Raw genomic sequence first — 21,791 nt, 5'->3', positions numbered from 1 at the left:
CGCCGACGAGGCGGCGGCGCTGTACCGCAGCGTGCTCAGCGACCGCCGGGTCCTGGTCATCCTCGACAACGCCCGCAACGCCGCGTAGGTCCGCCGGCTGCTGCCCGGCCCGGGCGCCAGCGCGGTGCTGGTCACCAGCCGCAACCGCTGCGCCGAGCTCGACGGCGCCTCGCTGCTCGACCTGCCGGTGCCCGGGGTGGAGGAGGCCCTCGGCATGCTCGCGGCCCGGATCGGCCGGTCCCGGGTGGAGGCCGATCCGGCGAACGCGCGCGCCCTGGTCGACGCGTGCGGGCGGCTACCGGTGGCGCTGCGGGTGAACGCCAGCCGGCTCGCCGTGCAGCCCGGCCGGGGACTCGGCGACCTGCTCGCCCGCTTCGCCGACGAAAGGTCCCGGCTCACCCAGCTCGCCATCGGCGACGTGGCCGTGACGACCAGCTTCGAGCTGGGCCACCGCGAGCTGGCGCCGCTGGCCGCCCAGGTGTTCCGGAACGCGGCGCTGGTGCCCGGCGCGTCGTTCTCCGCCGAGGCGGTCGCCGCCCTGCTGCCGGCCGACGAGGGCCTGGTCCGGCGGGCCCTGGGCGAGCTGGTGGCCGACAACCTCGTCCAGGCCGACGGCTCGGGCCGGTACCGCTACCACGACCTGCTGCGGCTCTACGCCGTCCGGACCCTGGAGAAGGCGCAGGGCGGAACGGACCGGTCCGCGGCGTTCGGCCGGTTGCTCACCTGGTACCTGGGCCGTACGGCCGCCGCCATGCGCCTGGTGTACGCCGAGATGGTGCGCCTGCCCCTCGACATCGAGCCGCCCGCCCAGCCGTTCCGGGACGACGACGCCGCGATGGCCTGGCTCAACGAGGAGGTGGACAACCTCGTCGCCGCGATCGAGGAGGCCGCCGCCGGTCCGCACCGGGCCCGCGCCTGGCAGCTCGCCGACCAGCTGCGCGGCTACTTCTTCGTCGGCCGCGACGCCGTCGCCTGGCTGGCCGGTGGGCGGGCCGGGCTCGCCGCGGCGGAGGCGGCCGGCGACCTGCGCGCGCAGGCGGCCATGCACCAGACCCTGGGCCAGGCCCACTGGTCGGTCGGGCACCACGAGCTCGCCGCCGAGGTGTACGCCCGCGGCATGGACGCCGCCGCCCGCAGCGGCTGGCTCGCCGGGGAGGCGTACCTGCGGCACAACCTCGGCCTGGTGCACGCCGAGAGGGGCCGGCTGGACGAGGCCGAGGCCCTGTACCGGCAGACGCTGGAGATCAGCTCCGGTCCCGAGTTCTCCCACATCCGCGCGGTCACGCTGAACGACCTCGGCACGATGTGCCAGGAGCGCGGCGAGCTGACCGAGGCGGTCCGCTACTTCCGGGCCGCGCTGGAGATCAACCAGGGCGCGGCCCGCCGCCCGTCCGCGATCGTCAACCGCAGCAACCTGGGCATGGTGCTGCGCCAGCTCGAGGAGTTCGACGCCGCCCGCGACCACCTCGACGCCGCCCTGCGGTTCTACCGCACCACCGGCTCGCGCACCGGCCAGATGTGCGTGCTGGACGAGCTCAGCCAGATGTACCGCCAGCTCGGCGAGTGGTTCTCCGCGGTGGAGACCGCCGCGGAGGCGCTGCACATCGCGCGCGAGCTCGGCGACGCCCGGTCCGAGGCCGGCGTCCTGAACACGCTCGGGTTCGCCCTGCTCGGCTCGCGCGCGGTCACGGACGCCCGCGAACGCTTCGACGAGTCGCTCGCGGTCAGCCGCCGGTACGGCTACCGCTACTTCGAGGCGCAGGCCGCCGTCGGGGTCAGCGAGACGCACCTGCTGTCGGGGGCGGCGGGAAAGGCGTACGCGACGGCGCAGGAGGCGTACGGGATCGCGGCCGGCAAGGCGTACCGGACGGTGCAGGCGGACGCGCTGCTGGCCCTCGCCCGGGCGGCCCTGGAGATGGGCGACCGGCACGCCGCGTCCGGCCACGGCAGAGCCGCGCGGGACCTGCTCGAGACCGCCGGGGCGCCGAGCCGCGTGCGCGACTGCGACGCGCTGCTCGCCCGCATCGCCGAGGAGCCGGCCGCCTCGCCCCTGGGATGAGCGCGCCCGATGGGCTGATCCCGGCGCCGGTTGCCCGCCGCCCGCGGCAACCGGCGATAGTGTGCCGGTCATGCCCGGTTTATTGCGGAATCTGCGGGGTCCGGCGGTGCGGGCGCTGGCGGCGGCGCGGCTCCGGCTGCGTCAGCCGCGTACGGTGATCGCCTCGGTGCCGGCCCGGGGCGAACCGCCCGCCGGACCCCCGGGCTTCGACGCCGGCCTCGCCTGGGAGCTGCTGCTCCGGCAGTGCGCGTCGGGCCCGCGGCATCCCGGCGGCGCCGGTCGCGCGCCGACCCGCCGGCTGATCCTCGACCGGATGCGGGCCTGCGCGGCGGAGGTGGCCGTGCAGGACTGGTGGCAGCCGGTCGACCGGGGTACGGGCGCCGGCCGCCGCTACCCGATGACCAACGTCCTGGCCCGCTTCGGTCCCGCCGGCCATCCGCCCGACCTGCTGCTGGCCACGCACTGGGACACCCGGCCGGTCGCCGACGCCGATCCGGTCGCCGCCCGGCGCGGTGAGCCGCCCGCGGGCGCGAACGACGGCGGCTCGGGGGTGGCCGTGCTGCTGGAGCTGGCGCGGGTGTTGCGCGCCGAGCCGCCCCCGCGGGCCGTGGCCCTCGCCTTCCTCGACGGGGAGGACCTCGGCGAACACTGCTACGGCGGCCGGCTGTTCGCGCGCAGCCTGCGGAGCCCGGAGGGGGCCCGGTGGCGTCCGCGCCGCGCCGTCGTCATCGACATGGTGGGCGGGGCGGAGCTGCGGTGCACCACCGACGCCGTGTCCGTGGCGAACGCGCCCGGGCTCTGGCACGAGGTGCACGAGCACGCCGCCGCGCTGGGGCTGGAACGCTACTTCCACGGGCCCCGCGGGCGGGTCACCGACGACCACGTCCCGCTCGCGCGGGCGGGTGTGCCGAGCATCGTGCTGATCGACGGGGGTTACCCGTACCGGCACACGGTGGACGACACCGTGGCGCGGTGCAGCGCCGATTCGCTCGCGGCCGTCGGGCGCGTTCTGGAGGGTCTCGTACGCGCGGCAGCACCGTCGCCGGCCGCCCGGTGAGCGCCAAGGCCCGCGCCTACACGCGCTGGCAGCGCTGGCGGGACGCCGCGCGCCGGGCCGGGGACGCCGTCCACGCAGGACTGTGGCTGGGCCTGCTCGACCGGGCCGACCTGCACGCCGTCGACCAGGACGAGTACCGGCGGCGGACGGCGTACCGCAGCGACGCGTACAACCTGAGCGGCCTGTTCGAGTGGGAGCGGCGCATGATCGACCGGCATTTCCCCGCCGCGGGCCCGGTCGTCGTGCTCGGCGCCGGTGGCGGGCGGGAGGTGCTGGCGCTGGCCGGGCGGGGGCACCGGGTGGCCGGCTACGAGTGTCATCCGCTGCTCGTCGAGGCCGGCCGGGACCTGTTGCGGCGTACGGGATCCGGGGAGGCGACCCTCGACCGGCTGGGCCGCGACCGGGCGCCGTCCGGCGGCGGTCCGTACGCGGCGGCGGTCGTGGGCTGGAGCGCGTACATGCTGATGGCCGGGCGGGGGAGCCGGATGTCCTTCCTGGCCGGGCTGCACGCCGTGCTCGTGCCGGACGCCCCGGTGCTGCTGTCGTTCGCGGCCCGGTCCGCGGGGGAACGCCGCCCCGCCGTCGTCGCCGCGGTCGCCGGCCCGGTGCGCCGCCTCCGCCGCCGGCCCCCGGTGGAGCTCGGCGACGACCTGGCGCCCAACTTCCTGCACCGCTTCACCGAGGAGGAACTGGCGGAAGAGCTCACCGGCGCCGGCTACACCCCGGTGGACTACGCGCCCGGCCGCGCGGTGACCGGCGAGCCCGGGCATGCCGTGGCCCGCCGGTGCTGACCGTTCAGCGGTCCCGTCCCGGCGGGGCGGGAGGGTGCGCGGCGGCGGCGACGTCCCGCACCGCGCGGGGCAGCAGGACCGTCATCAGCGCCAGCCGGCGCACGTGGGCGCGGACCAGGGCGGGGGCCGTCCGGGCGCCGTAGCACTCGGCCATGAACGCCCGCGGCGGCAACGCCCGGTGGAACAGGTAGCGCAGCCGCGCCCGGCCGCGATGCTCGCGCAGCCCGGCGACGCTGGCGGCACCGCGCGCCGCGCCCCGGACGCGCAGGCGCAGGTCCAGCGGCACCTCGTGCCACCCCGCCGCGCCTCCGGGCAGGGGAGCGTCGACGAGTTCGCAGGCCAGGCGCGCCGCGGGGCCGACGCCGAGCTCGTCCGCGAGCGCGCACGCCCGGGACCACGCATCCGCCCCGGCGAGCCGGCGGCCGCGGCGCAGATCCTCGAGCGCCTTGGCGCCGAGGGCACCGTCCTGGGCGGCCTGCACGGCGAGGACGAGGCACCGGCCCGCCTCGCCGGGCATCCGCACCCGTTGCCCCGCGACCTCGAGCTCCTCGGCGTCGCGGGACAGCACCTCCCAGACCGGCGCGGCGGGATCCGCGAGGCCGAGGCCGCGGTGCAGATCGACCACCTCGTCCGGGCCGCCGGCGTGGGAGCGGTAGAGCGTGACCGCGTACGCGGCGGCGGCCTCCGGGCGGGTGCCGGCCCAGCGGTCCACGAACCCGCGCTCCTCGAGCACCGCCTGGGCGCGCGGGTGCAGACCGGGCGGGACCAGCAGATCGCTGTCGGAGTAGGGCCGCGGCGTTCCGTCGCGGTAGAGCCAGCGCGCGACCGTGGGACCCTTCAACAGCAGCTGGGGTACGCCGGCGGCATTCAGCGCCGCGACGCACTCCGCCGTCGTGGCGTCGATCCGTGAGGTCACGGACGACCTCAGCGGGGCAGGCGCGCCGGGCGCAGCGTGGGCCGCCGGTACGCGTCGGGCGCCGGCGCGAACGGCGGGATGGCGACCGTCTGCATCACCACCGGCTCGCCGTGCGGCCCGGCGCCCCGGGTGAGGCTGCGCAGCGTTCCGAGCGGTTGCAGTACGGGCGGCGCGTAAGCGGTCGTACGCGGCCGTTCGAGCACGTGCGTCATCGGTGATCCCCCGTCGTCTGATGATCTACTCTTCGTACGATACGGGCTGTACACGCCATATGCCCGAAAAGCGATGGAGAGCCATGTTTGATGACGCATCGCCGGTCGGCGCCTACGGCTTCCGGCTCGACCCGGCCGTCTTCGGGCGCCGCTACCTGCACGAGGCCGGCCCCGGCTGGCCCGCCCTGGACGTGCGGGTCGGCACCGAGCCGCCGGCCCGGGACGGCTGGCGCGAGGCGTTCTCCGGCGACGGCTGGGCGGTGCACGTGGACCGCGGCGCCCGCGGGGTGAGCTGGAGCGGGGCGGAACTGCCGGACCCCGACGGGCTCGTGCACCCGATGCTGGCCCTCGCGGTGTGCGCGGCGACGCTGGAACGCGGCGGCGACTGCCTGCACGCCGGCGGGGTTCTCACCCCGGACGGCGTGGTGGCCGTGCTGGGGTCGTCCGGCGGCGGGAAGACGTCCACGATGGCCTGGCTCGCCCTGCGCGCGGGCCTGGACATCTTCACCGACGACCACCTCAACGTCCGCGACGGGGTGGCGCACGCCGGGCCGCGCTGCCTCGACCTGCGCCCGGATGCCGCCGTACACCTGGATCTGGCCCGTCATGCCCGCCAGGTCCGGCGCTCCTGCCGGCATCGCTACCCGCTGCCCGTGCCGCGCCGGCTGAGCGCCCCCGTGGTGCGCACCGTCATCCTGGAATGGGGTCCCGAGGTGACGGCGACGCCGGTGCCACCCCGCGAGCGGCTCGGCCACATCGCCACCCACCGCACCGCCCAGCCGGTCGACGGCAATCTGACCGTGCCGCTGGCCCTCGCCGCGCTGCCGATGATCCGGCTGGCCCGGCCGCAGAACTTCGGCTGCATGCCGGAGGTGGAACGGGTGCTGGTCGGCGGCTGAGCCGCCCTCAGGCCGCCGCGGTCAGGAACCGCCGGTCGTGCAGCTCGCGCAGGAACAGTCCGACGTCGACCGCGGCGACGTCCGGATCGATGCCGTACGCCGCGGTCAGGTCCGCGGCCAGCGACTCCTCCGTCGCGCCGTCGGCCAGCCGTGACCAGAGCAGGGCGCCGCTGCCGTCGACCGACAGGTACTCACCGCGGGCGGTGTCGAGCGCGATCACCTCACCGTCGACGAGGTGCCACTGCACGGCCTCGGGGCTGAAACTCCACATCGGCTGCTCCGTCCGGTCGTTCCATCCATTATTGTCAGATAGTGCGGCTTATATCCTATTACCTCGGCGCGGTTCGCCGGGTGACCTCGACGCTGCGAGCCGCCGTCGCCCTCGTGGCGCGGGCCGCTCCCCGGCGTACGGCCGCCGTCACGGCCCTGCAGCTCACGTCGGCGGCGCTGCTGGGCGCGCAGGTCCTCATCGGCCGCGAGGCGCTGGCGGCGGTGCTCGACGCCCGCCCCGGCGGCGGGGACGCCGTCCTGCCGCTGGCCGCCCTGGCCGTGACGAGCGCGGTCGCGGGCCTCGCCGCCCCGGCGCTCGCCCTGCAGAACCGGCTGCTCGGCGAGCTGGCGCAGCGCGCGGCTTACGACCGCATCCTCGACGTCACCACCGCCGTCGACCTGCACCGCTTCGACGACCCCGACTTCGCCGACCACCTCCAGCGGGTACGCGCGAACGCCGTATCCCGCCCCCTGCTGGTCACCAACGCCCTGATGCAGCTGCTCGGCGCCGGGGCCGCGATCGTGGTGCTGTCCCTCGCCCTGCTCGCCCTGCACCCGATGCTGCCGCCGATCCTGCTCGCCATCGGCCTGCCGCTGCTGCTCGTGTCCCGCCGCGGCGGCGCCGCCGAGTTCGCCTTCGCCGTCACCCAGAGCCCCTCCGCCCGGCTCAGGGACCATCTGCGGTCCGTCCTCACCGGCCGGGAGGAGGCCCGGGAGGTGCGGGCGTACGAGCTGTCAGGGTCGTTCCGGGAGCGCTACGGGCACGCCAACGACCGCTACCTCGAGGACCTCCGCGCGCTGGTCAACCGCCGCCACCGGCAGGCCGCGCTGGCCGGCGTCCTCGCCGCCGGCGCCACCGCCCTCACCCTGGTGGTGCTGCTGGCGCTCACCCGGGGCCCGGTCACCCTCGCCGACGCGGGCGCCGCGGTGCTGGCCGTCAAGCTGCTCAGCAGCCGCCTCGAGCAGGCCTTCACCGCCGCCGGAACGCTCTACGAGAGCTCGCTCTTCCTCGCCGATCTGGGCCGCTTCACCGCCCTCGCCCCGGACGGGCCCGCCGGCCCCGGACGGCCGGCCCCTGCGGACGGGTTCGCCGTGCTGCACGCCCGCGGCCTGAGCTTCCGCTATCCGGGTGCGGCGCGCCCGGCGCTCGACGGCGTCGACCTGACCGTCCGCCGCGGCGAGGTCATCGGCCTCGTCGGCGAGAACGGCTCCGGCAAGTCCACCCTCGCCCTGCTGCTGGCCGGCCTGCTCCCGCCGACCGGCGGCAGCATCGCCTGGGACGGCACCGACCTCGCCGGCCTCGACCCGCTCACGGTCCGCCGGCACGTCGCGGTCCTGTTCGCCGACCCGATCCGGTACGCCCTGAGCGTCGCCGACAACATCGCCCCCGGCACCGCCGACACCGGCGCGCCCGGCCCCCGCGCCGCGGTGGCCCGCTCCGCCCGGGCGGCCGGCGCCGACGACCTCGTCCGCCGCCTGCCGGCCGCCTACGACACCCCGCTGAGCACCGAGTACGCCGGCGGCACCAACCTCTCCGACGGCCAGTGGCAGCGCATCGCCCTGGCCCGCGCCTGCCACCGCGACGCCCGCCTGGTGATCCTCGACGAGCCCGCGACCGCCCTGGACCCGCGCGCCGAGCACGAACTCTTCGAGACGGTCCGCACCCTCTTCGCCGGCCGTACGGTGATCGTCATCAGCCACCGCCTCGCCAACGTCCGCACCGCCGACCGGATCGTGGTCCTGGCCGGCGGCCGCATCGCCGAGCAGGGCGACCACGACACCCTGATGGCGGCGGGCGGCCCGTACGCGGACCTGTTCGCCCTCCAGGCCGACGGCTACCTGCCGGCCGCTGCCGTGCACGTGCGAGCCGATGAAGCCGGGGAAGGCGTATCTGCTCCGGCCGTCGACGACCCGGGCGCCGGGTGGGTCTGCCGGACCTAGGACGAACGGTACGACCGGGAACGGCCGCCGGAGTATTAGCGTCGCGGCATGACCATGAACAACTCCGGCCGTCGCCGCCGGGAGCTGACCCGGGCCGGGTGCCCGTGACCGCCTGCACCGGCGGGGCGGCCGGCGCCGATGCGATGCCGTTCCTGCGGGAATTCGTCAGGAGCCCGATGTCCGTGGCGTCGGTGGCGCCCAGCAGCCGTGCCCTGGCCCGGCGGATGACGCTGCCGATCCCGGCGACCGGTGACCCGGTCGTCCTCGAACTGGGCCCGGGTACGGGCGCCTTCACGCGGACGATCCAGGGGCTGCTCGACGGCCGCGGCCGGTACGTCGCGATCGACGTCAACGAGCGCTTCACCGGGCTGCTCACCCGGCGTTTCCCCGGCGTCGAGGCGGTCACGGCGGACGCGCGGGATCTCGCCGAGGTCCGGGCCCGCCGCGGCATCGGGCGGGCCGACGTCATCGTCAGCGGTCTGCCCTGGGCGGCCTTCGGGCCGGACCTGCAGCGACGCCTGCTCGACGAGGTGGCCGGCGCGCTGGCCCCGGGCGGCGCCTTCACCACGTTCGCCTACGTGCACGCCCGCTGGTCGGGGCCGGCCGTGCGGTTCCGGCGGGCGCTGCGGGAGCGGTTCGAGGAGGTGGTGCCGGGCCGGACGGTGTGGGCGAATCTGCCGCCCGCGCTCGTCTACCACTGCCGGAGGCCCGTGCCCGCCTGACGTGTGGTGGTGGACACGAAACCGCAATCCTGCCGTCATCCGCCGGTCGCACGACGTAGCGTGGAGGGCTGCTCGAGGGCGGGACGGCATGACCGGACGCCTCAACGCTGACCCTGAGGTGAAGATGGTGCGCGCCCGGTGACCGTGACGACCGATCTGCGACCCGTTGTCCTGCCCCCGATCGCCGCCGAACCCGCGGTTGCGGCCGTGTTCGCGTCCTCCTCCGCGCCGGCCCGCCGCACGCTGGTCGACATCCTCGACGCTACCGTCCGTGAGCACCCCGGCGCCGACGCCCTCGACAGCGGTGCGTCCGTGCTGACGTACCGGGAACTGGCCGGGCGGGTCGACGAGGTCCGCGCCGTGCTCGCCGGGCACGGGATCGGCGCCGGCGACCGGGTCGGCGTCCGGATCTCCTCCGGTACGGCCGAGCTGTACCTGGCCATTCTCGGCGTGCTCGCGGCCGGCGCGGCGTACGTGCCGGTCGACGCCGACGACCCCGGGGAGCGCGCGGAACTCGTCTTCGGCGAGGCCGGCGTGTGCGCGGTGCTCGGCGACGGCCTGACCGTCTCGCTGCGCGGTGCTCCCGCGGGCCGGCCCGGACGGCCCGGCCCGGACGACGACGCCTGGATCATCTTCACCTCCGGATCCACGGGTACGCCCAAGGGCGTCGCGGTCAGCCACGGCGCGGCGGCGGCCTTCGTCGACGCCGAGGCGACCCTGTTCCTGGCCGGCGAGGAAAACGCGGCCGGCAGGGAACGCGCCGCCGGCGACAAGGAGGAGGACGGGGCCGGCGGGCCGATCGGGCCGCACGACCGCGTCCTGGCCGGGTTGTCGGTGGCGTTCGACGCGTCCTGCGAGGAGATGTGGCTCGCCTGGCGGCACGGCGCGTGCCTGGTGCCCGCCGAGCGGTCGCTGGTGCGCAGCGGCGTCGACCTGGGCCCGTGGCTGGCCGCGAAGCGCATCTCGGTGGTCTCCACGGTGCCGACGCTGGCCGCCCTGTGGCCGGTCGAGGCGCTCGACGAGGTCCGGCTGCTGATCTTCGGCGGCGAGGCGTGCCCGCCCGAGCTGGCCGAGCGGCTGGCCGTCGAGGGGCGCGAGGTCTGGAACACGTACGGGCCGACCGAGGCGACCGTGGTGGCCTGCGCCGCGCGGATGACCGCCGACGGCCCGGTGCGCATCGGGCTGCCGCTCGCCGGCTGGGAGCTCGCGGTGGTGGACCGCACCGGTGAGCCCGTCGCGATGGGCGGCACCGGCGAGCTGGTGATCGGCGGGGTCGGGCTCGCGCGCTATCTCGACGCGGCCAAGGACGCCGAGAAGTTCGCGCCGCTGCCGTCGCTGGGCTGGGAGCGGGCGTACCGCAGCGGGGACATCGTCCGGGCGGAGCCCGAGGGCCTGCTGTTCGTCGGCCGCGGCGACGAGCAGGTCAAGCTGGGCGGTCGCCGGATCGAGCTCGGCGAGGTGGACGCCGCGTTGCAGGCGCTGCCCGGCGTCGCGGGCGCGGCTGCCGCGGTGCAGCGGACCGCGACCGGCAACCAGCTCCTGGTCGGGTACGTGCTGCCGCAGGAGGGCGTGGAGTTCGACGCCGCCGCGGCGGCCGGGCGGATCCGGGAACACCTGCCGGCCGCGCTGGTGCCGATGCTGACCGTGGTGGACACGCTGCCCACCCGTACGTCCGGCAAGGTGGACCGGGCCGCCCTGCCCTGGCCGCTGGCGACGGGGCAGGACGAGGCGACGGCGGAGCTGACCGCGACCGAGGCGTGGATCGCCGGCGGATGGCAGGAGATCCTGGGTGTCCGCCCCGGCGCGGCGGACGCCGACTTCTTCCAGCACGGCGGCGGCAGCCTCAGCGCGGCGCAGCTGGTGGCGTGGATCCGGAGCCGGCACCCGCAGGTCTCGGTCGCCGACGTCTACCGGCATCCGACGCCCGCGAAGCTCGCGACGGTGCTCGACGCGCTCGGGACCACGACGGTCACCCGCCGGGAGGTGCGGCCGACGCCGCGGCGCGCCGGCCTGATCCAGGGCCTGCTCCTGCTGCCGATGCTCGCCCTCGTCGGGCTGCGCTGGCTGACCGCGCTGGCCGCCCTCGGCAACGTCGTCGCCCTGCTCGTTCCGGCGCCGTGGGCGCCCGCGGTCTCCTGGTGGTGGGTCGCGCTGGGCTGGGTGCTGCTGTACAGCCCGCTGGGCCGGATCGCGGTGGCGGCCGGCGGCGCCCGGGTGCTGCTGCGCGGCGTGCGCCCGGGCAGCTATCCGCGCGGCGGCGGCGTCCACCTGCGGCTGTGGGCGGCGGAGCGGCTCGCCGAGCTGACCGGCGCCACCAGCGTGGCCGGTGCGTCCTGGATGATCACCTACGCCCGCGCGCTCGGCGCCCAGATCGGCCCCGACGTGGACCTGCACTCGGCGCCGCCGGTCACCGGCCTGCTGAAGCTGGGCCGCGGCGCGGCGATCGAGCCGGAGGTCGACCTGTCCGGCCACTGGGTCGACGGCGACGTCGTCCGGGTCGGCAAGGTGCGCGTCGGCGCCGGCGCCCGGGTCGGCTCGCGCAGCACCCTCCTGCCCGGCGCCCGGGTCGGCAAGGGCGCGCGGGTCGCGGCCGGCTCGACCGTGGCCGGTGCCGTGCCGGCGAACCAGCGCTGGGCCGGATCGCCGGCGGCACCCGCCGCCAAGGGCGCGGCCGTGTGGCCCGCGCGGCGTCCGGTGCGGTCGAGGATGCGGTCCCGCTTCTTCACCGCCGCGTACGGGCTGACGGCGCAGCTGCTGGGGCTGGTGCCGGTCGTGGCCGCCCTGCCCGCCCTCGCGATGCTCGCGTGGACGGCCGCCTACCGCCCCGAGCCCCTGGCCGTGCTGGGCGCCGTCGCGGCCGGAACGGTCGCCTACCTCGCCGGCTACGCGCTGCTCGTGCTCGTGGCCGTACGCGCGCTCAGCATCGGCGTGCGCGCCGGCTACCACCCCGTCCAGGGCCGGGTGGCGTGGCAGGTATGGACCACCGAGCGGCTGATGGGGATGGCCCGCGTCGGCCTGTTCCCGCTCTACGCCAGCCTCTTCACGCCGGTGTGGCTGCGGCTGCTGGGCGCCAAGGTCGGCCGCGGGGTCGAGGCGTCGACGGTGCTCGCGCTGCCGGCGATGACCACGGTCGCCGACGGGGCGTTCCTGGCCGACGACACCATGGTCGCCACGTACGAGCTGAGCCACGGCTGGCTGCGGGTCGCCCCGGCCCGCATCGGCAAGCAGGCGTTCCTCGGCAACTCGGGGATGGCCGCGCCCGGCCGTTCGGTGCCCAAGCGCGGGCTCGTCGGCGTGCTGTCGTCGGCGCCCCGCAAGGCCAAGAAGGGCTCGTCGTGGCTGGGCGCGCCGCCGATGCCGTTGCGCCGTACGGTCGAATCGGCCGACACCAGCCGCACCTTCGACCCGCCGCTGCGGCTCAAGCTCGCCCGCGCCGCGATCGAGCTGTGCCGGATCATCCCGGTGATGTGCGCCGCCGCCCTGGCCGTGGCCGTCCTCGCCGCCCTCGCGTCCGTGTGGCAGGCGGCCGGCGGATGGGCCGCCGCGCTGGCCACCGCTCCGGTGATGCTCGCCGCGGCGCTGGTGGCCGCCGGAACGGCGACGGCCGCGAAGTGGCTGCTGGTCGGCCGGTTCCGGGTCGCCGAGCGCGCCCTGTGGACGTCGTTCGTGTGGCGCAACGAGCTGGCCGACACGTTCGTCGAGGTGCTCGCCGCGCCCTGGCTGGTCCGCTTCGCCACCGGGACGCCGCTGCTCACGGCGTGGCTGCGGACGCTCGGCGCGAAGATCGGCCGGGGCGTGTGGCTGGAGACCTACTGGCTGCCCGAGTACGATCTTGTCCGGCTCGGTGACGGTGCCACGGTGAACCGGGGCTGTGTCGTGCAGACCCACCTGTTCCATGATCGGGTGATGAGCATGGATGAGGTGACCCTCGGCGCGGGAGCGGCGCTCGGCCCGCACGGCATCGTGCTGCCCGGCGCGAGCATCGGCGCGCGGACGACCGTCGGACCCGGCTCCCTGGTGACCCGCGGCGATGCGGTGCCGGCGGACAGCCGGTGGCTCGGCAACCCGATCGCGGCCTGGCCGGGCGCGGCCGCCCGCCGGGCATGACCCCGAAGGCACCGGGGAACGGCGGCGCCTCTCCCGGTGCCGAACGCTCGACCGACCCGTACCTTCCGCGGCACGGCAACGGCGGCTACCGGGTGCTGCACTACGACCTGGAACTCGACTACCAGGTCCCGCCGAACCGGCTGGCCGGCCGGGCGACCGTCACCGCGGTCGCCGGCCAGGCGCTGTCGCGGTTCACCCTCGACCTGGGCCGGTTCCGGATCCAGGGCGTGCGGGTGGACGGCCGGCCGGCGAAGTTCGACCACCGGCCGGCCAAGCTCCAGATCCGGCCCGAGCGCCCGATCGCGGCGGGGGAGACCTTCCGGGTGGAGATCCGGTACGCGGGCAGCCCCGTCCCGATCTCCGGCCGCTGGGGCGAGCTCGGCTGGGAGGAGCTGACCGACGGGGCGCTCGTGGCCAGCCAGCCCAACGGCTCGCCGTCGTGGTTCCCGTGCAACGACCACCCGGCCGCCAAGGCCACGTTCCGGGTGGCGCTCACGACCGCCTCGCCGTACACGGTGCTGGTGACCGGCGACCTCGTCTCCCGGCGGCGCGGCGCGGGCAGCACCACGTGGGTGTACGAGCGCCACGAACCCACCTCGCCGTACCTCATGAGCGTGCAGATCGGCCGCTACGACCTGGTCGACCTCGCGGTGGGCGGGGTCGTCCAGCGCGCCGCGATCCCGCGTGCGGTCCGGGCCGCGGCCGCGCACGACTTCGGCCGGCACGGCGAGATCATGGAGGTGCTGCAACGGCTCTTCGGCCCGTACCCGTTCGGCGAGTACGTGGTCGTGGTCGCCGACGACGACCTCGACGACCCGGTCGAGGCGCAGGGCATGGCGGTCTTCGGCCGCAACCACGTCGACGGGCGGCGCACCCACGAGCGGCTGGTCGTGCACGAGCTGGCACACCAGTGGTTCGGCAACAGCCTGACGGTCGCGGACTGGCGGCACATCTGGCTCAACGAGGGCTTCGCCACGTACGCCGAATGGCTCTGGTCCGGCGTCCGCGGCGGCCTGCCCACGGACGCCCTGGCCGCCCAGTGGTACTCGCGCGTCGCCGCCCGCCCCCGCGACGTCGTCGTGGCGGATCCGGGCATCGACCGCATGTTCGACCCGATCGTCTACAAGCGCGGCGCGCTCACCGTGCACGCCCTGCGCAGGCAGGTCGGCGAGGAGCCGTTCTTCGCGCTCCTGCGCTCCTGGGTGGCCGAGCACCGCCACGCGACGGTGACCACGGGGGAGTTCCGGGCGCACGCCCAGCGCTTCGCCCGGCAGCCGCTCGACGGCCTGTTCGACGCCTGGCTCGACAGCCGCGCACTCCCGCCCTTCCCGCGCTAGGGGCCCGGGGGATCGGCCAGGGGCCAGCCGCCCGCCGCGAGGTGGGCGGAGACCCGGACGACGTCCTCCGGCGACGCCTCCTGGAGCATCGACGAGCTGATCAGTTCCTCGATGTCCCCGGTGGTCACCGGGTCGTCGCCGGCCGGGGCGAGCCGGCTCACCAGCTCCCTCGCGATGCCCCGGACCTCGTCCTCGGTGAGCTTGCGGCGCAGGACGCCCAGCAGGGCCACGTAGTCCTGCCGCGGCACCCCGGCCGGATACCCGGCGCGCAGCCACTCGACCGCCCGGGTCAGGAAACTCGCCCGCGGCTCGCTCATGCCGGCCTCACTTGTCCACGAGGGTGGGTACGAGGTGCGCGAAGCTCAGCGTCTTGCCGAAGCCGCTCGCCACGATGAACGTGATGCCCAGGGCCACACCGGCCAGCACCAGCGCGAACAGCAGCCAGGCGGCGACCGTGCCGAGCCGGTGGGCGGCCGGGCCGCGGACCCCGGCGGCGTGCTCCTCGGCGTCGCCGCCCGCACCGTACGCGAGCGCGCGGATGCCGAGCCCGAACAGGGCCGGCAGGCCGGCGCCCAGCAGGAGGCCGGCGGCCAGGACCTGCCAGGCGCCCTCGAGCGCGAATCCCAGGTTGTGCATTCCGTACGCCCCTCTCAGCGCGCCACGCCGGCGGGAACCCGCTCGGCGGGCCGGGCGTCCTCCCACTCGTCGTTGACGTTCTCGTGGTCGACCGGCGCCCGGCGCGAGCGCAGGTACATGGCCGTCGCGGCGGCCAGCAGGAGGACGAAGACGGCCAGCCCGCCGGCCGGCCCGCCGCCCAGCAGGTGCCCGATCCACCACATCAGCGCCCCGGCCAGCGCGGCGGCGGGCAGCGTGATGAGCCAGGCGGCGACCATGCGGCCGGCGACCCGCCAGCGGACCCGCGCGCCGGGCCTGCCGACGCCGGAGCCGAGGATCGAACCGGTCGCCACGTGCGTGGTGGACAGGGCGAAGCCGAGGTGGCTGGAGGCGAGGATGACCGCGGCCGAGGCGGACTCGGCGGCCAGGCCCTGCGGCGGGGCGATCTCCACCAGGCCCTTGCCGAGGGTACGGATGATCCGCCACCCGCCGAGGTACGTGCCCAGCGCGATGGCGAGCGCGCAGGACGCCTTGACCCAGAACGGGATGGACCTCGGGTCGGTCCAGTCCCCGGCGGCGATGAGGGCGAGGGTGATGACGCCCATGGTCTTCTGCGCGTCGTTGGTGCCGTGCGCCAGCGAGACCAGCGAGGCGCTGCCGATCTGGCCCCACCGGAACCCGTTGTCGGTGAAGCGCCGCGCGACCCCGGCGGTGATCCGGTAGATGAGCCAGGTGCCGGCGGCGGCGACCACCCCGGCGATGACCGGCGACATGAGCGCGGGCAGGATCACCTTGCCGACGACCCCGTCGAGCTTGCTGCCGTCGCCGTTCCAGTTGACGCCGGACCAGCCCAAACCCGCGACCGTGGCGCCGATCAGGCCGCCGAACAGCGCGTGCGACGAGCTCGAGGGCAGGCCCAGCAGCCAGGTGAGCAGGTTCCAGACGATGCCGCCGACGAGGCCGGCGAGCACGATCAGCAGCAGCGCGGTGCCGCCGTCGGCGAGCAGGCCGGCTCTCGGCGTACCGTTGGAGTTCTGGATCTTGACCACGGCGTTGGTGACGGTGAGCGCGACCTCGACGGAGAGGAAGGCGCCGATGAGGTTGAGGAGCCCGGAGAGGGCGACGGCGACCTTGGGTCGCAGCGCCCGCGTCGCGATGGACGTGGCCATCGCGTTGGCGGTGTCGTGGAAGCCGTTCGTGAAGTCGAAACCGAGGGCGGTGACGACCACCAGGGCCAGGATGACGGAGGTCTCGGTCACCCGCTGATCGTCACCCCGCGGCCCGGCCGGGAGAAGACCCGCCGGGCCACGAGGTGAGATTTCCGGGCGCGTTGCCCGGGCGGTCATCGAGCCATCGACAACCATTCATCCCGGATCGGGTTCGGTGTCCGGATCCCTAGTCGCGGAACGGCCCGGTGACGCAGTACGTGATGCCGCCGGAGGAGGAGCCCGAGGTGCCGCGCTGCGAGGAGAAGTACAGCCGGTCCCCGGCGGGGGTGAAGGCCGGGCCGGTGATCTCCGAGCCGCTGTGGCCGGTGACCCGCAGGAACACCGACACCGTGTCGTCGGGGGTGATGACGCAGATGTCCATGGTCCCGCCGTCCTCGGCGACGTACAGGTCGCCCGAGGACGTGCCGGTGATGTTGTCGACGCCGGTCAGCGGCGCGCTGCCGGGGCTGACCAGGTCGTCGTCGTAGGCCAGCTCGTACGTGCCCGCGGCCAGGTTGATCTGCCACACCCGGTTGTCGCCCTTGGTGGTGAACCAGACGGTGTCGCCGGCGTAGTGGCAGCCCTCGCCGCCGTTGAACGTCTTCGCGCCGGACACCTGCCGGCGGGTCGCGGTCGGCGTACCGTCCGGGTCGGGGACCGTGGCCCAGGTGAACGACCCGGAGGTGGCGCTGCCCGCCCGCAGCACCTGGAGGGTCCCGGCGGACAGGTCACCCCACGCGGTGGGCACGAACCGGTAGAACTTGCCGTCCGGCTCGTCCTCGGTGAGGTAGACGACCTGGCGCACCGGGTCCGCGGCGGCGGCCTCGTGCTTGAACCGGCCCATCGCCGGGCGCGCCACCGCCGTCCCGCCCAGCGGGTACGTCTCGAAGACCCGGCCCCGGGAGACCTCCTCGCAGGACAGCCAGGTGTGCCACGGCGTCCTGCCGCCGGCGCAGTTGTTGTCGGTGCCGGACAGGATCCGCGACGCGCCGACGACCTGGCCGGTGGCGGAGAACACGATGCGGGAGGCGCCCCCGCCCGCGGCCGAGCCGACCTCCGAGTTCGACACGTAGATCCAGCCGTCGCCGTCCGGGATGACCGCGCCGCCGTCGGGGGCGTCGTGCCACACGTACGACGTGCCGGGCACCGTCTGCCGGGACCGGGCGACGACCGAGCTGGTGAACCCGGCGGGCAACTGGATGCCGTTCGCGTCGGCCGCGCCGAGCGGCCCGTACGGTCCGGTCGCGTTCTGGGCGGGCGCCCCGTACGCCGCCGGCCACGCCGTGAACGGCAGGGCCACCGTTCCCGCCCCGACCACTGCGGCCCGCAACATCGTTCGCCGATCCATGGAACCTCCTCGATGGGTTCCCTGGATTCTGACCGGGCGTACCTGTCCGGCGCTAATGCGCGGGATGAACGGCCGGGGAACGGTCCGGCATCGCCGGCGGCGCGGACCGGCGGGCGTGCACGAGGACGAGACGCTCGGGGAACAGGGCCGGCGCCTGGACCCCGGCCACGGCGAGCGCCCGGCCGCTCAGCTCGGCGCCGTCGCGCCACCAGGCCAGCGGGGCCCGGGTGGGGCCGTCGAGCCGGTCGCCGGGAGGCAGCGGCGCGATCCGGTAGACCGCGTCGGAGGCCAGGCCGGGCAGGCGTACTCGGCCCGGCGGCGAGCACACCCCGGTGGCGGTGGCGACGAGGGCGTACACCGCCTCCGACCGGTCGGCGGCCACCACGCCGTGCACCCACAACGCCGGGTCGGGATGGTCCGAGCGGACGACCGTGCCGCTGTGCAGGAGCCCGCGCAGCCGCTTGTGCAGCGCCACCCAGGCCGCGAGGCGCTCGCGCTCCTCGTCTGCGGCGGCGGTGAGATCCCACTCGATGCCGAAGTGGCCGAACAGCGCCGTGCCGGCCCGGAAGTCCAGAGAGTGCGTCCGCCCGGTGGTGTGCGACACGGCCGGCCCGACGTGGGCGCCGATCAGCTCCGGCGGCAGCAGCGTGCCGGTCCAGCGCTGGATGTGCTGCCGTTCCAGCGCGTCGTTGCAGTCGCTGGTCCACACCCGGTCGGTGCGCTCGAGAATGCCGAGATCCACCCGGGAGCCGCCGGAGGCGCAGGACTCGATCTCCACCGCCGGATGCCGGGCCCGCAACTCGTCGAGCAGCGCGTACAGCCGCAGCGTCTGGACGTGGACGCCGGCCTGCCCGCCGGGGCTGTGGCCCGCCTCGATCAGGTCCCGGTTGTGGTCCCATTTGAGATACCCGATCGGGTACGCCGACAGCAGCGCGTCCAGCCGTTCGAGGAGATACGCGTACGCCCCGGCGTGGCCCAGGTCGAGCACCTGCTGCGAGCGGGCCGCGGGCGGCAGCCGGCCCCCGGTCGCCATGATCCACTCGGGGTGGGCGCGGGCCAGGTCCGAGTCGGGGCTGACCATCTCCGGCTCGACCCACAGGCCGAACTCCAGGCCGAGCCCGCGGACGTGCTCGGCGAGCGGGTGCAGGCCCCGGGGCCAGACGGTCTCGTCCACGTACCAGTCGCCGAGCCCCGCCCGGTCGTCGCGCCGGTGCCGGAACCACCCGTCGTCGAGAACGAACCGCTCCGCACCGACCCGCGCGGCGGCGTCCGCGAGCGCGAGGAGCCTGGTCAGGTCGTGGTCGAAGTAGACGGCCTCCCACGTGTTGACGATCACCGGCCGGGGCGACCGCGGATGCCCCGGCCGCCCGCGCAGGTAACGGTGGAAGCGGCCGGACAGGTCGTCGAGGCCGTGGCCGTACGAGCCGTAGAGCCAGGGACTCGCGTACGCCTCCCCGGCCCCCAGCCGCACCTCCCCGGCGAGCAGCAGTTCCCCGCCGCCGAGCAGGGCGACCCCGCCCGCCGTACGCTCGGCGACCGCCCGGTGGTTCCCGCTCCAGGCCACGTGGACGCCCCACACCTCGCCGGACCGGAACCCGGACCCGGCCGTACCCGCGGCGAGCACGATCGAGGCGTCGGCCCCGGTACGCCCCCGCCGGCTCTCCCGCAGCCGGGTCCCCACGGTGAACGGCTGCCGCTGCGGGATCCGCTCCCGCAGATGCCGCCCGGCGAAGTCGAGCACCTCGGTCGCCTCGGCCGGCACCGGCAGGGTGAGCAGCACCCCGCCGACCACGTACGTCCCGGCACCCTCCCCGGCGGTGACGGTGGCCCGCTGGCGCACCAGCCCCGACGCCGTCATCTCGATCTCCACCAGCAGCGACAGCCCGGCGGCCGGGTCCCGCGCGACCACCGCGACCCGCCGATCGCCGGACGTGACCCGCTCCACGCGGAAGGCCGTCGAGAACGCGGCCCCGTCCCGGTGCCCGGTCAGCCCGGGAGTCCCCAGCCACCCGGCGGACTGCTCGGGCAGCACACTGAGCGGCACCACCGCGTCGATCCCGCCGGAGACGACCTGCGGCATCGCGGCCACCCGGAGCGCCTCGAGCTCGGCGCCGGAGCGGTCGCCGAGGTCGGCGCCCCAGTGCAGCACCCGGGGCAGCAGCGGTCCGCCGCAATCGAGCACCAGGCTCACCCCGTCGGCCCGCCAGTGCACCAGCGGATCAGCTACGTCGCTCACCGTCCCATTGTCGGCCCCGCGACCCCTGCGCGTGGCCCGGAACGTTCGCCGGTTCCGGGGCGTCCGTCCGTGGGACGGGGCGCCGCCAGGCTGGCGAGCAGGATCAGCTTCTCCTCGTCGGCCGAGCCGGGTTCGGCGGTGCAGACGCACATCTGCCGGGTCTCGCCGACGGAGACCGGCAGGCCCAGCGAGTGGTAGCTCAGGCTCAGACGGCCGGCCTCCGGATGCCGGAAGAGCTTGGTGCCCCTGGCGTGCAGGAGGATGTTGTGGGTGTTCCACCTGGCCCGGAAGGCGGCGCTGGCGGTGGTGAGCTCGCCGACCAGCTCGCGGGTTCCGGCGTCGTGGGGGTGGCGTCCGGCCTCGGTGCGCAGCGAGGCCACGAGCATGTCGGCAGTGAGGTTCCAGTCGCCGTAGAAGTCGCGGGCGCCGGGATCGAGGAAGTGGTAGCGCACCAGGTTCGCGTGGCCGCTCCCGAGTGTGGTGGCGCTGCCGAAGAGGGGTGCGTAGAGCGCGCGGGCCAGCGGGTTGGCCGCCAGGACGCCGTGGCGTTCGTCGGTGACCATCGCCGCGGAGAGCGTCATGCTGTCCAGCATCCAGCATCCAGCGGACGGTCGGCGGTAGGGGTGATGCCGCTGCCGGAGCGCGACGGGCCGGCCGGGCGGCGCTGGCGAGGGCGAACAGGTAGACCCGTTCCTCGTCGTCGAGCTGCAGGACGCGGGCCACGGCGTCGAGCACCTCCGGGGAGACGCCGCCGATGTGGCCCTTCTCCAGGCGGGTGTACCAGTCGACGCTGACGCCGGCGAGCATCGCGACCTCCTCGCGCCGCAGGCCCGGTACCCGGCGCCGCCCGGTGACGGGCAGCGCGGCCCGGTCCGGGCTGATCCGGGCGCGTCTGCTGATGAGGAACTCGCGCACGTCGGCGCGATTGCCGGACGAAGACGGGCCGTGGTCGCTCACGTCGTCAGTCTAGGAACGCCGCCGGGCCGCAGAGGGGTCGAGATTCTCCCCCCGATCGACCGGCCCTGCCGCCGCCGGGCGCGGGGAGTTCAGATGGCTCTCGTTCCGGTTCCGACCACCACTTCCAGGAGCGCCATCATGGTCACCACCCGTACCCGCCGGCTGTTCGGCGGCGTCCTCGCCGCGACGCTGGTCTTCTCTCCGCCCACCCCGGCCGATGCCCACGACCGCCGGCCCGTCGGGCGCTACGTGGTCCCCGGGGACGAGGCCTACCCGGAGGGCATCGTCCGCGAGCCCGGCACGCCGTACTTCTACGTCGGCGGCATGACCGGCGGAACGATCTGGCGGGGCCGGATCGACCAGCCGCGCCTGCGGGTCTTCCTGCCCGGCGGGCAGCACGGCCGCACCAGCGCGGTCGGCATGAAGATCAGCCGGGGCCGGTTGGTGGTGGCGGGCGGCGTCACCGGCAAGGTCTTCGTCTACAGCACACGGACCGGGCGCCTGCTGCACGTCTTCGACTCGGGCGCGCACGACGGTCTGGTCAACGACGTGGCCATCGCGCCGAACGGGGATGCCTACGTCACCGATTCGTTCCGCCCGGTCCTCTACCGGATCACCGCGGCGCAGCTGTCGAGCAGGCAGGTCGATCAGCCGCTCAGGACCTTCGTGGGCTTCGCCGGTACGCCGGTGAAGTACGACCCGGGCGTCAACGAGGAGGGCATCAACGGCAACGGTCTCGTCGTGACGCCGGACGGGCGGTTCGTGCTCATGGCCGACACCAACTCGCAGGCGCTCTACCGCATCGGCACCGGGACCGGTGGCGTCGATCCGATCGACCTCGGCGGCGTGACCGACATCGGGGCCGACGGGCTGCTGCTGCGCGCCGGCACGTTGTACAGCGTCACCAGCGTCTTCCACCCCGAAGGCGAGATCAGCCTCCTGCGGTTGAGCGACGACTATTCGCGGGCCGAGGTGCGGCGCCGCATCAACGGCCGGGGCATGGACTACCCGTCGACGGCGGCGTTCGACGGCGACGACCTCCTGGTGGTCAACTTCCAGTTCCAGAGCACCCGGCCGAACCTGCCGTTCACCGTCGTACGGGTGCGCCTCTGACGG

At 75.3% G+C, this 21,791-nt stretch carries 18 protein-coding genes and 1 pseudogene; 9 read left to right on the top strand and 10 right to left on the bottom strand.

Annotated elements, in window-relative coordinates:
- Positions 1 to 124: 124 nt before the first annotated feature.
- From CLV70_RS09870 to CLV70_RS09860, 3 genes are all read left to right on the top strand, one after another.
- On the top strand, positions 125 to 2,059 hold the full coding sequence (locus CLV70_RS09870) for a tetratricopeptide repeat protein (protein WP_106126126.1): 1,935 nt from the start codon (positions 125 to 127) through the stop codon (positions 2,057 to 2,059).
- 70 nt (positions 2,060 to 2,129) lie between these two features.
- On the top strand, positions 2,130 to 3,116 hold the full coding sequence (locus tag CLV70_RS09865; RefSeq protein WP_146164013.1) for a M28 family peptidase: 987 nt from the start codon (positions 2,130 to 2,132) through the stop codon (positions 3,114 to 3,116).
- Positions 3,113 to 3,907, top strand: a complete 795-nt coding sequence (locus CLV70_RS09860; protein WP_106126124.1) for a class I SAM-dependent methyltransferase — start codon at positions 3,113 to 3,115, stop codon at positions 3,905 to 3,907. The genes CLV70_RS09865 and CLV70_RS09860 overlap by 4 nt, the downstream gene beginning before the upstream one ends.
- A gap of 4 nt (positions 3,908 to 3,911) precedes the next feature.
- Here the strand turns inward: CLV70_RS09860 and CLV70_RS09855 are convergent, their stop codons facing one another.
- Positions 3,912 to 4,823 carry a nucleotidyltransferase family protein gene (locus tag CLV70_RS09855; protein WP_158277737.1) on the bottom strand — a complete coding sequence of 304 codons (912 nt, stop codon included), beginning with the start codon at positions 4,821 to 4,823 and terminating at the stop codon, positions 3,912 to 3,914.
- Between the two features lie 8 nt (positions 4,824 to 4,831).
- Positions 4,832 to 5,035, bottom strand: coding sequence for a hypothetical protein (locus CLV70_RS39640; RefSeq protein WP_158277736.1), 204 nt, complete (start codon positions 5,033 to 5,035; stop codon positions 4,832 to 4,834).
- A gap of 83 nt (positions 5,036 to 5,118) precedes the next feature.
- Between CLV70_RS39640 and CLV70_RS09850 the strand changes: the two genes are divergently transcribed.
- Positions 5,119 to 5,934: a hypothetical protein gene (locus CLV70_RS09850; RefSeq protein ID WP_106126122.1), complete on the top strand. Its 816-nt coding sequence runs from the start codon at positions 5,119 to 5,121 to the stop codon at positions 5,932 to 5,934.
- 7 nt (positions 5,935 to 5,941) lie between these two features.
- On the opposite strand, the gene CLV70_RS09845 is transcribed toward CLV70_RS09850, so the two are convergent.
- Complete coding sequence (locus tag CLV70_RS09845) at positions 5,942 to 6,205, bottom strand: PqqD family protein (RefSeq protein WP_106126121.1); 264 nt, start codon at positions 6,203 to 6,205, stop codon at positions 5,942 to 5,944.
- Between the two features lie 41 nt (positions 6,206 to 6,246).
- Here CLV70_RS09845 and CLV70_RS09840 point away from each other — a divergent pair, with 41 nt between their 5' ends.
- The 4 genes from CLV70_RS09840 to CLV70_RS09825 all read left to right on the top strand — a co-directional run bounded on the left by CLV70_RS09840 (position 6,247) and on the right by CLV70_RS09825 (position 14,311).
- Complete coding sequence (locus tag CLV70_RS09840; RefSeq protein ID WP_146164012.1) at positions 6,247 to 8,145, top strand: ATP-binding cassette domain-containing protein; 1,899 nt, start codon at positions 6,247 to 6,249, stop codon at positions 8,143 to 8,145.
- Between the two features lie 176 nt (positions 8,146 to 8,321).
- Positions 8,322 to 8,867 carry a class I SAM-dependent methyltransferase gene (locus tag CLV70_RS09835; RefSeq protein WP_211303709.1) on the top strand — a complete coding sequence of 182 codons (546 nt, stop codon included), beginning with the start codon at positions 8,322 to 8,324 and terminating at the stop codon, positions 8,865 to 8,867.
- A gap of 138 nt (positions 8,868 to 9,005) precedes the next feature.
- Complete coding sequence (locus tag CLV70_RS09830; protein ID WP_106126119.1) at positions 9,006 to 12,974, top strand: Pls/PosA family non-ribosomal peptide synthetase; 3,969 nt, start codon at positions 9,006 to 9,008, stop codon at positions 12,972 to 12,974.
- Complete coding sequence (locus CLV70_RS09825) at positions 12,920 to 14,311, top strand: M1 family metallopeptidase (protein ID WP_425440133.1); 1,392 nt, start codon at positions 12,920 to 12,922, stop codon at positions 14,309 to 14,311. The genes CLV70_RS09830 and CLV70_RS09825 overlap by 55 nt, the downstream gene beginning before the upstream one ends.
- Here the strand turns inward: CLV70_RS09825 and CLV70_RS09820 are convergent.
- The 7 genes and pseudogenes from CLV70_RS09820 to CLV70_RS40960 all read right to left on the bottom strand — a co-directional run.
- On the bottom strand, positions 14,308 to 14,628 hold the full coding sequence (locus CLV70_RS09820) for a DUF3349 domain-containing protein (protein ID WP_106126118.1): 321 nt from the start codon (positions 14,626 to 14,628) through the stop codon (positions 14,308 to 14,310). The genes CLV70_RS09825 and CLV70_RS09820 overlap by 4 nt on opposite strands.
- A 7-nt stretch (positions 14,629 to 14,635) precedes the next feature.
- Positions 14,636 to 14,947 carry a hypothetical protein gene (locus CLV70_RS09815; RefSeq protein ID WP_106126117.1) on the bottom strand — a complete coding sequence of 104 codons (312 nt, stop codon included), beginning with the start codon at positions 14,945 to 14,947 and terminating at the stop codon, positions 14,636 to 14,638.
- 14 nt (positions 14,948 to 14,961) lie between these two features.
- Entirely contained in the window at positions 14,962 to 16,185 is a 1,224-nt protein-coding gene (locus tag CLV70_RS09810) for an inorganic phosphate transporter (protein ID WP_245908142.1), read from the bottom strand.
- Positions 16,186 to 16,321: 136 nt separating this feature from the next.
- On the bottom strand, positions 16,322 to 17,482 hold the full coding sequence (locus CLV70_RS09805; RefSeq protein WP_106126115.1) for an alkaline phosphatase PhoX: 1,161 nt from the start codon (positions 17,480 to 17,482) through the stop codon (positions 16,322 to 16,324).
- 52 nt (positions 17,483 to 17,534) lie between these two features.
- Positions 17,535 to 19,718, bottom strand: coding sequence for an alpha-galactosidase (locus CLV70_RS09800; protein WP_245908176.1), 2,184 nt, complete (start codon positions 19,716 to 19,718; stop codon positions 17,535 to 17,537).
- On the bottom strand, positions 19,715 to 20,299 hold the full coding sequence (locus tag CLV70_RS40965; protein WP_245908175.1) for an MmyB family transcriptional regulator: 585 nt from the start codon (positions 20,297 to 20,299) through the stop codon (positions 19,715 to 19,717). Before CLV70_RS40965 ends, CLV70_RS09800 begins: the two co-directional genes overlap by 4 nt.
- A 166-nt stretch (positions 20,300 to 20,465) precedes the next feature.
- Positions 20,466 to 20,525, bottom strand: a pseudogene (locus CLV70_RS40960) (hypothetical protein); the annotation flags it as partial.
- Between the two features lie 288 nt (positions 20,526 to 20,813).
- Between CLV70_RS40960 and CLV70_RS09790 the strand changes: the two are divergent.
- The gene (locus tag CLV70_RS09790) at positions 20,814 to 21,788 is read left to right on the top strand and encodes an SMP-30/gluconolactonase/LRE family protein (RefSeq protein ID WP_211303708.1); all 975 of its coding nucleotides are present in this window, start codon (positions 20,814 to 20,816) and stop codon (positions 21,786 to 21,788) included.
- Positions 21,789 to 21,791: the final 3 nt, after the last annotated feature.

This window comes from Pseudosporangium ferrugineum, assembly GCF_003002065.1.
Lineage (GTDB): Bacteria > Actinomycetota > Actinomycetes > Mycobacteriales > Micromonosporaceae > Actinoplanes > Actinoplanes ferrugineus_A.
Note: the sequence above shows the minus strand (reverse complement) of the source record. Positions and strands in the feature narration are given on the sequence as shown.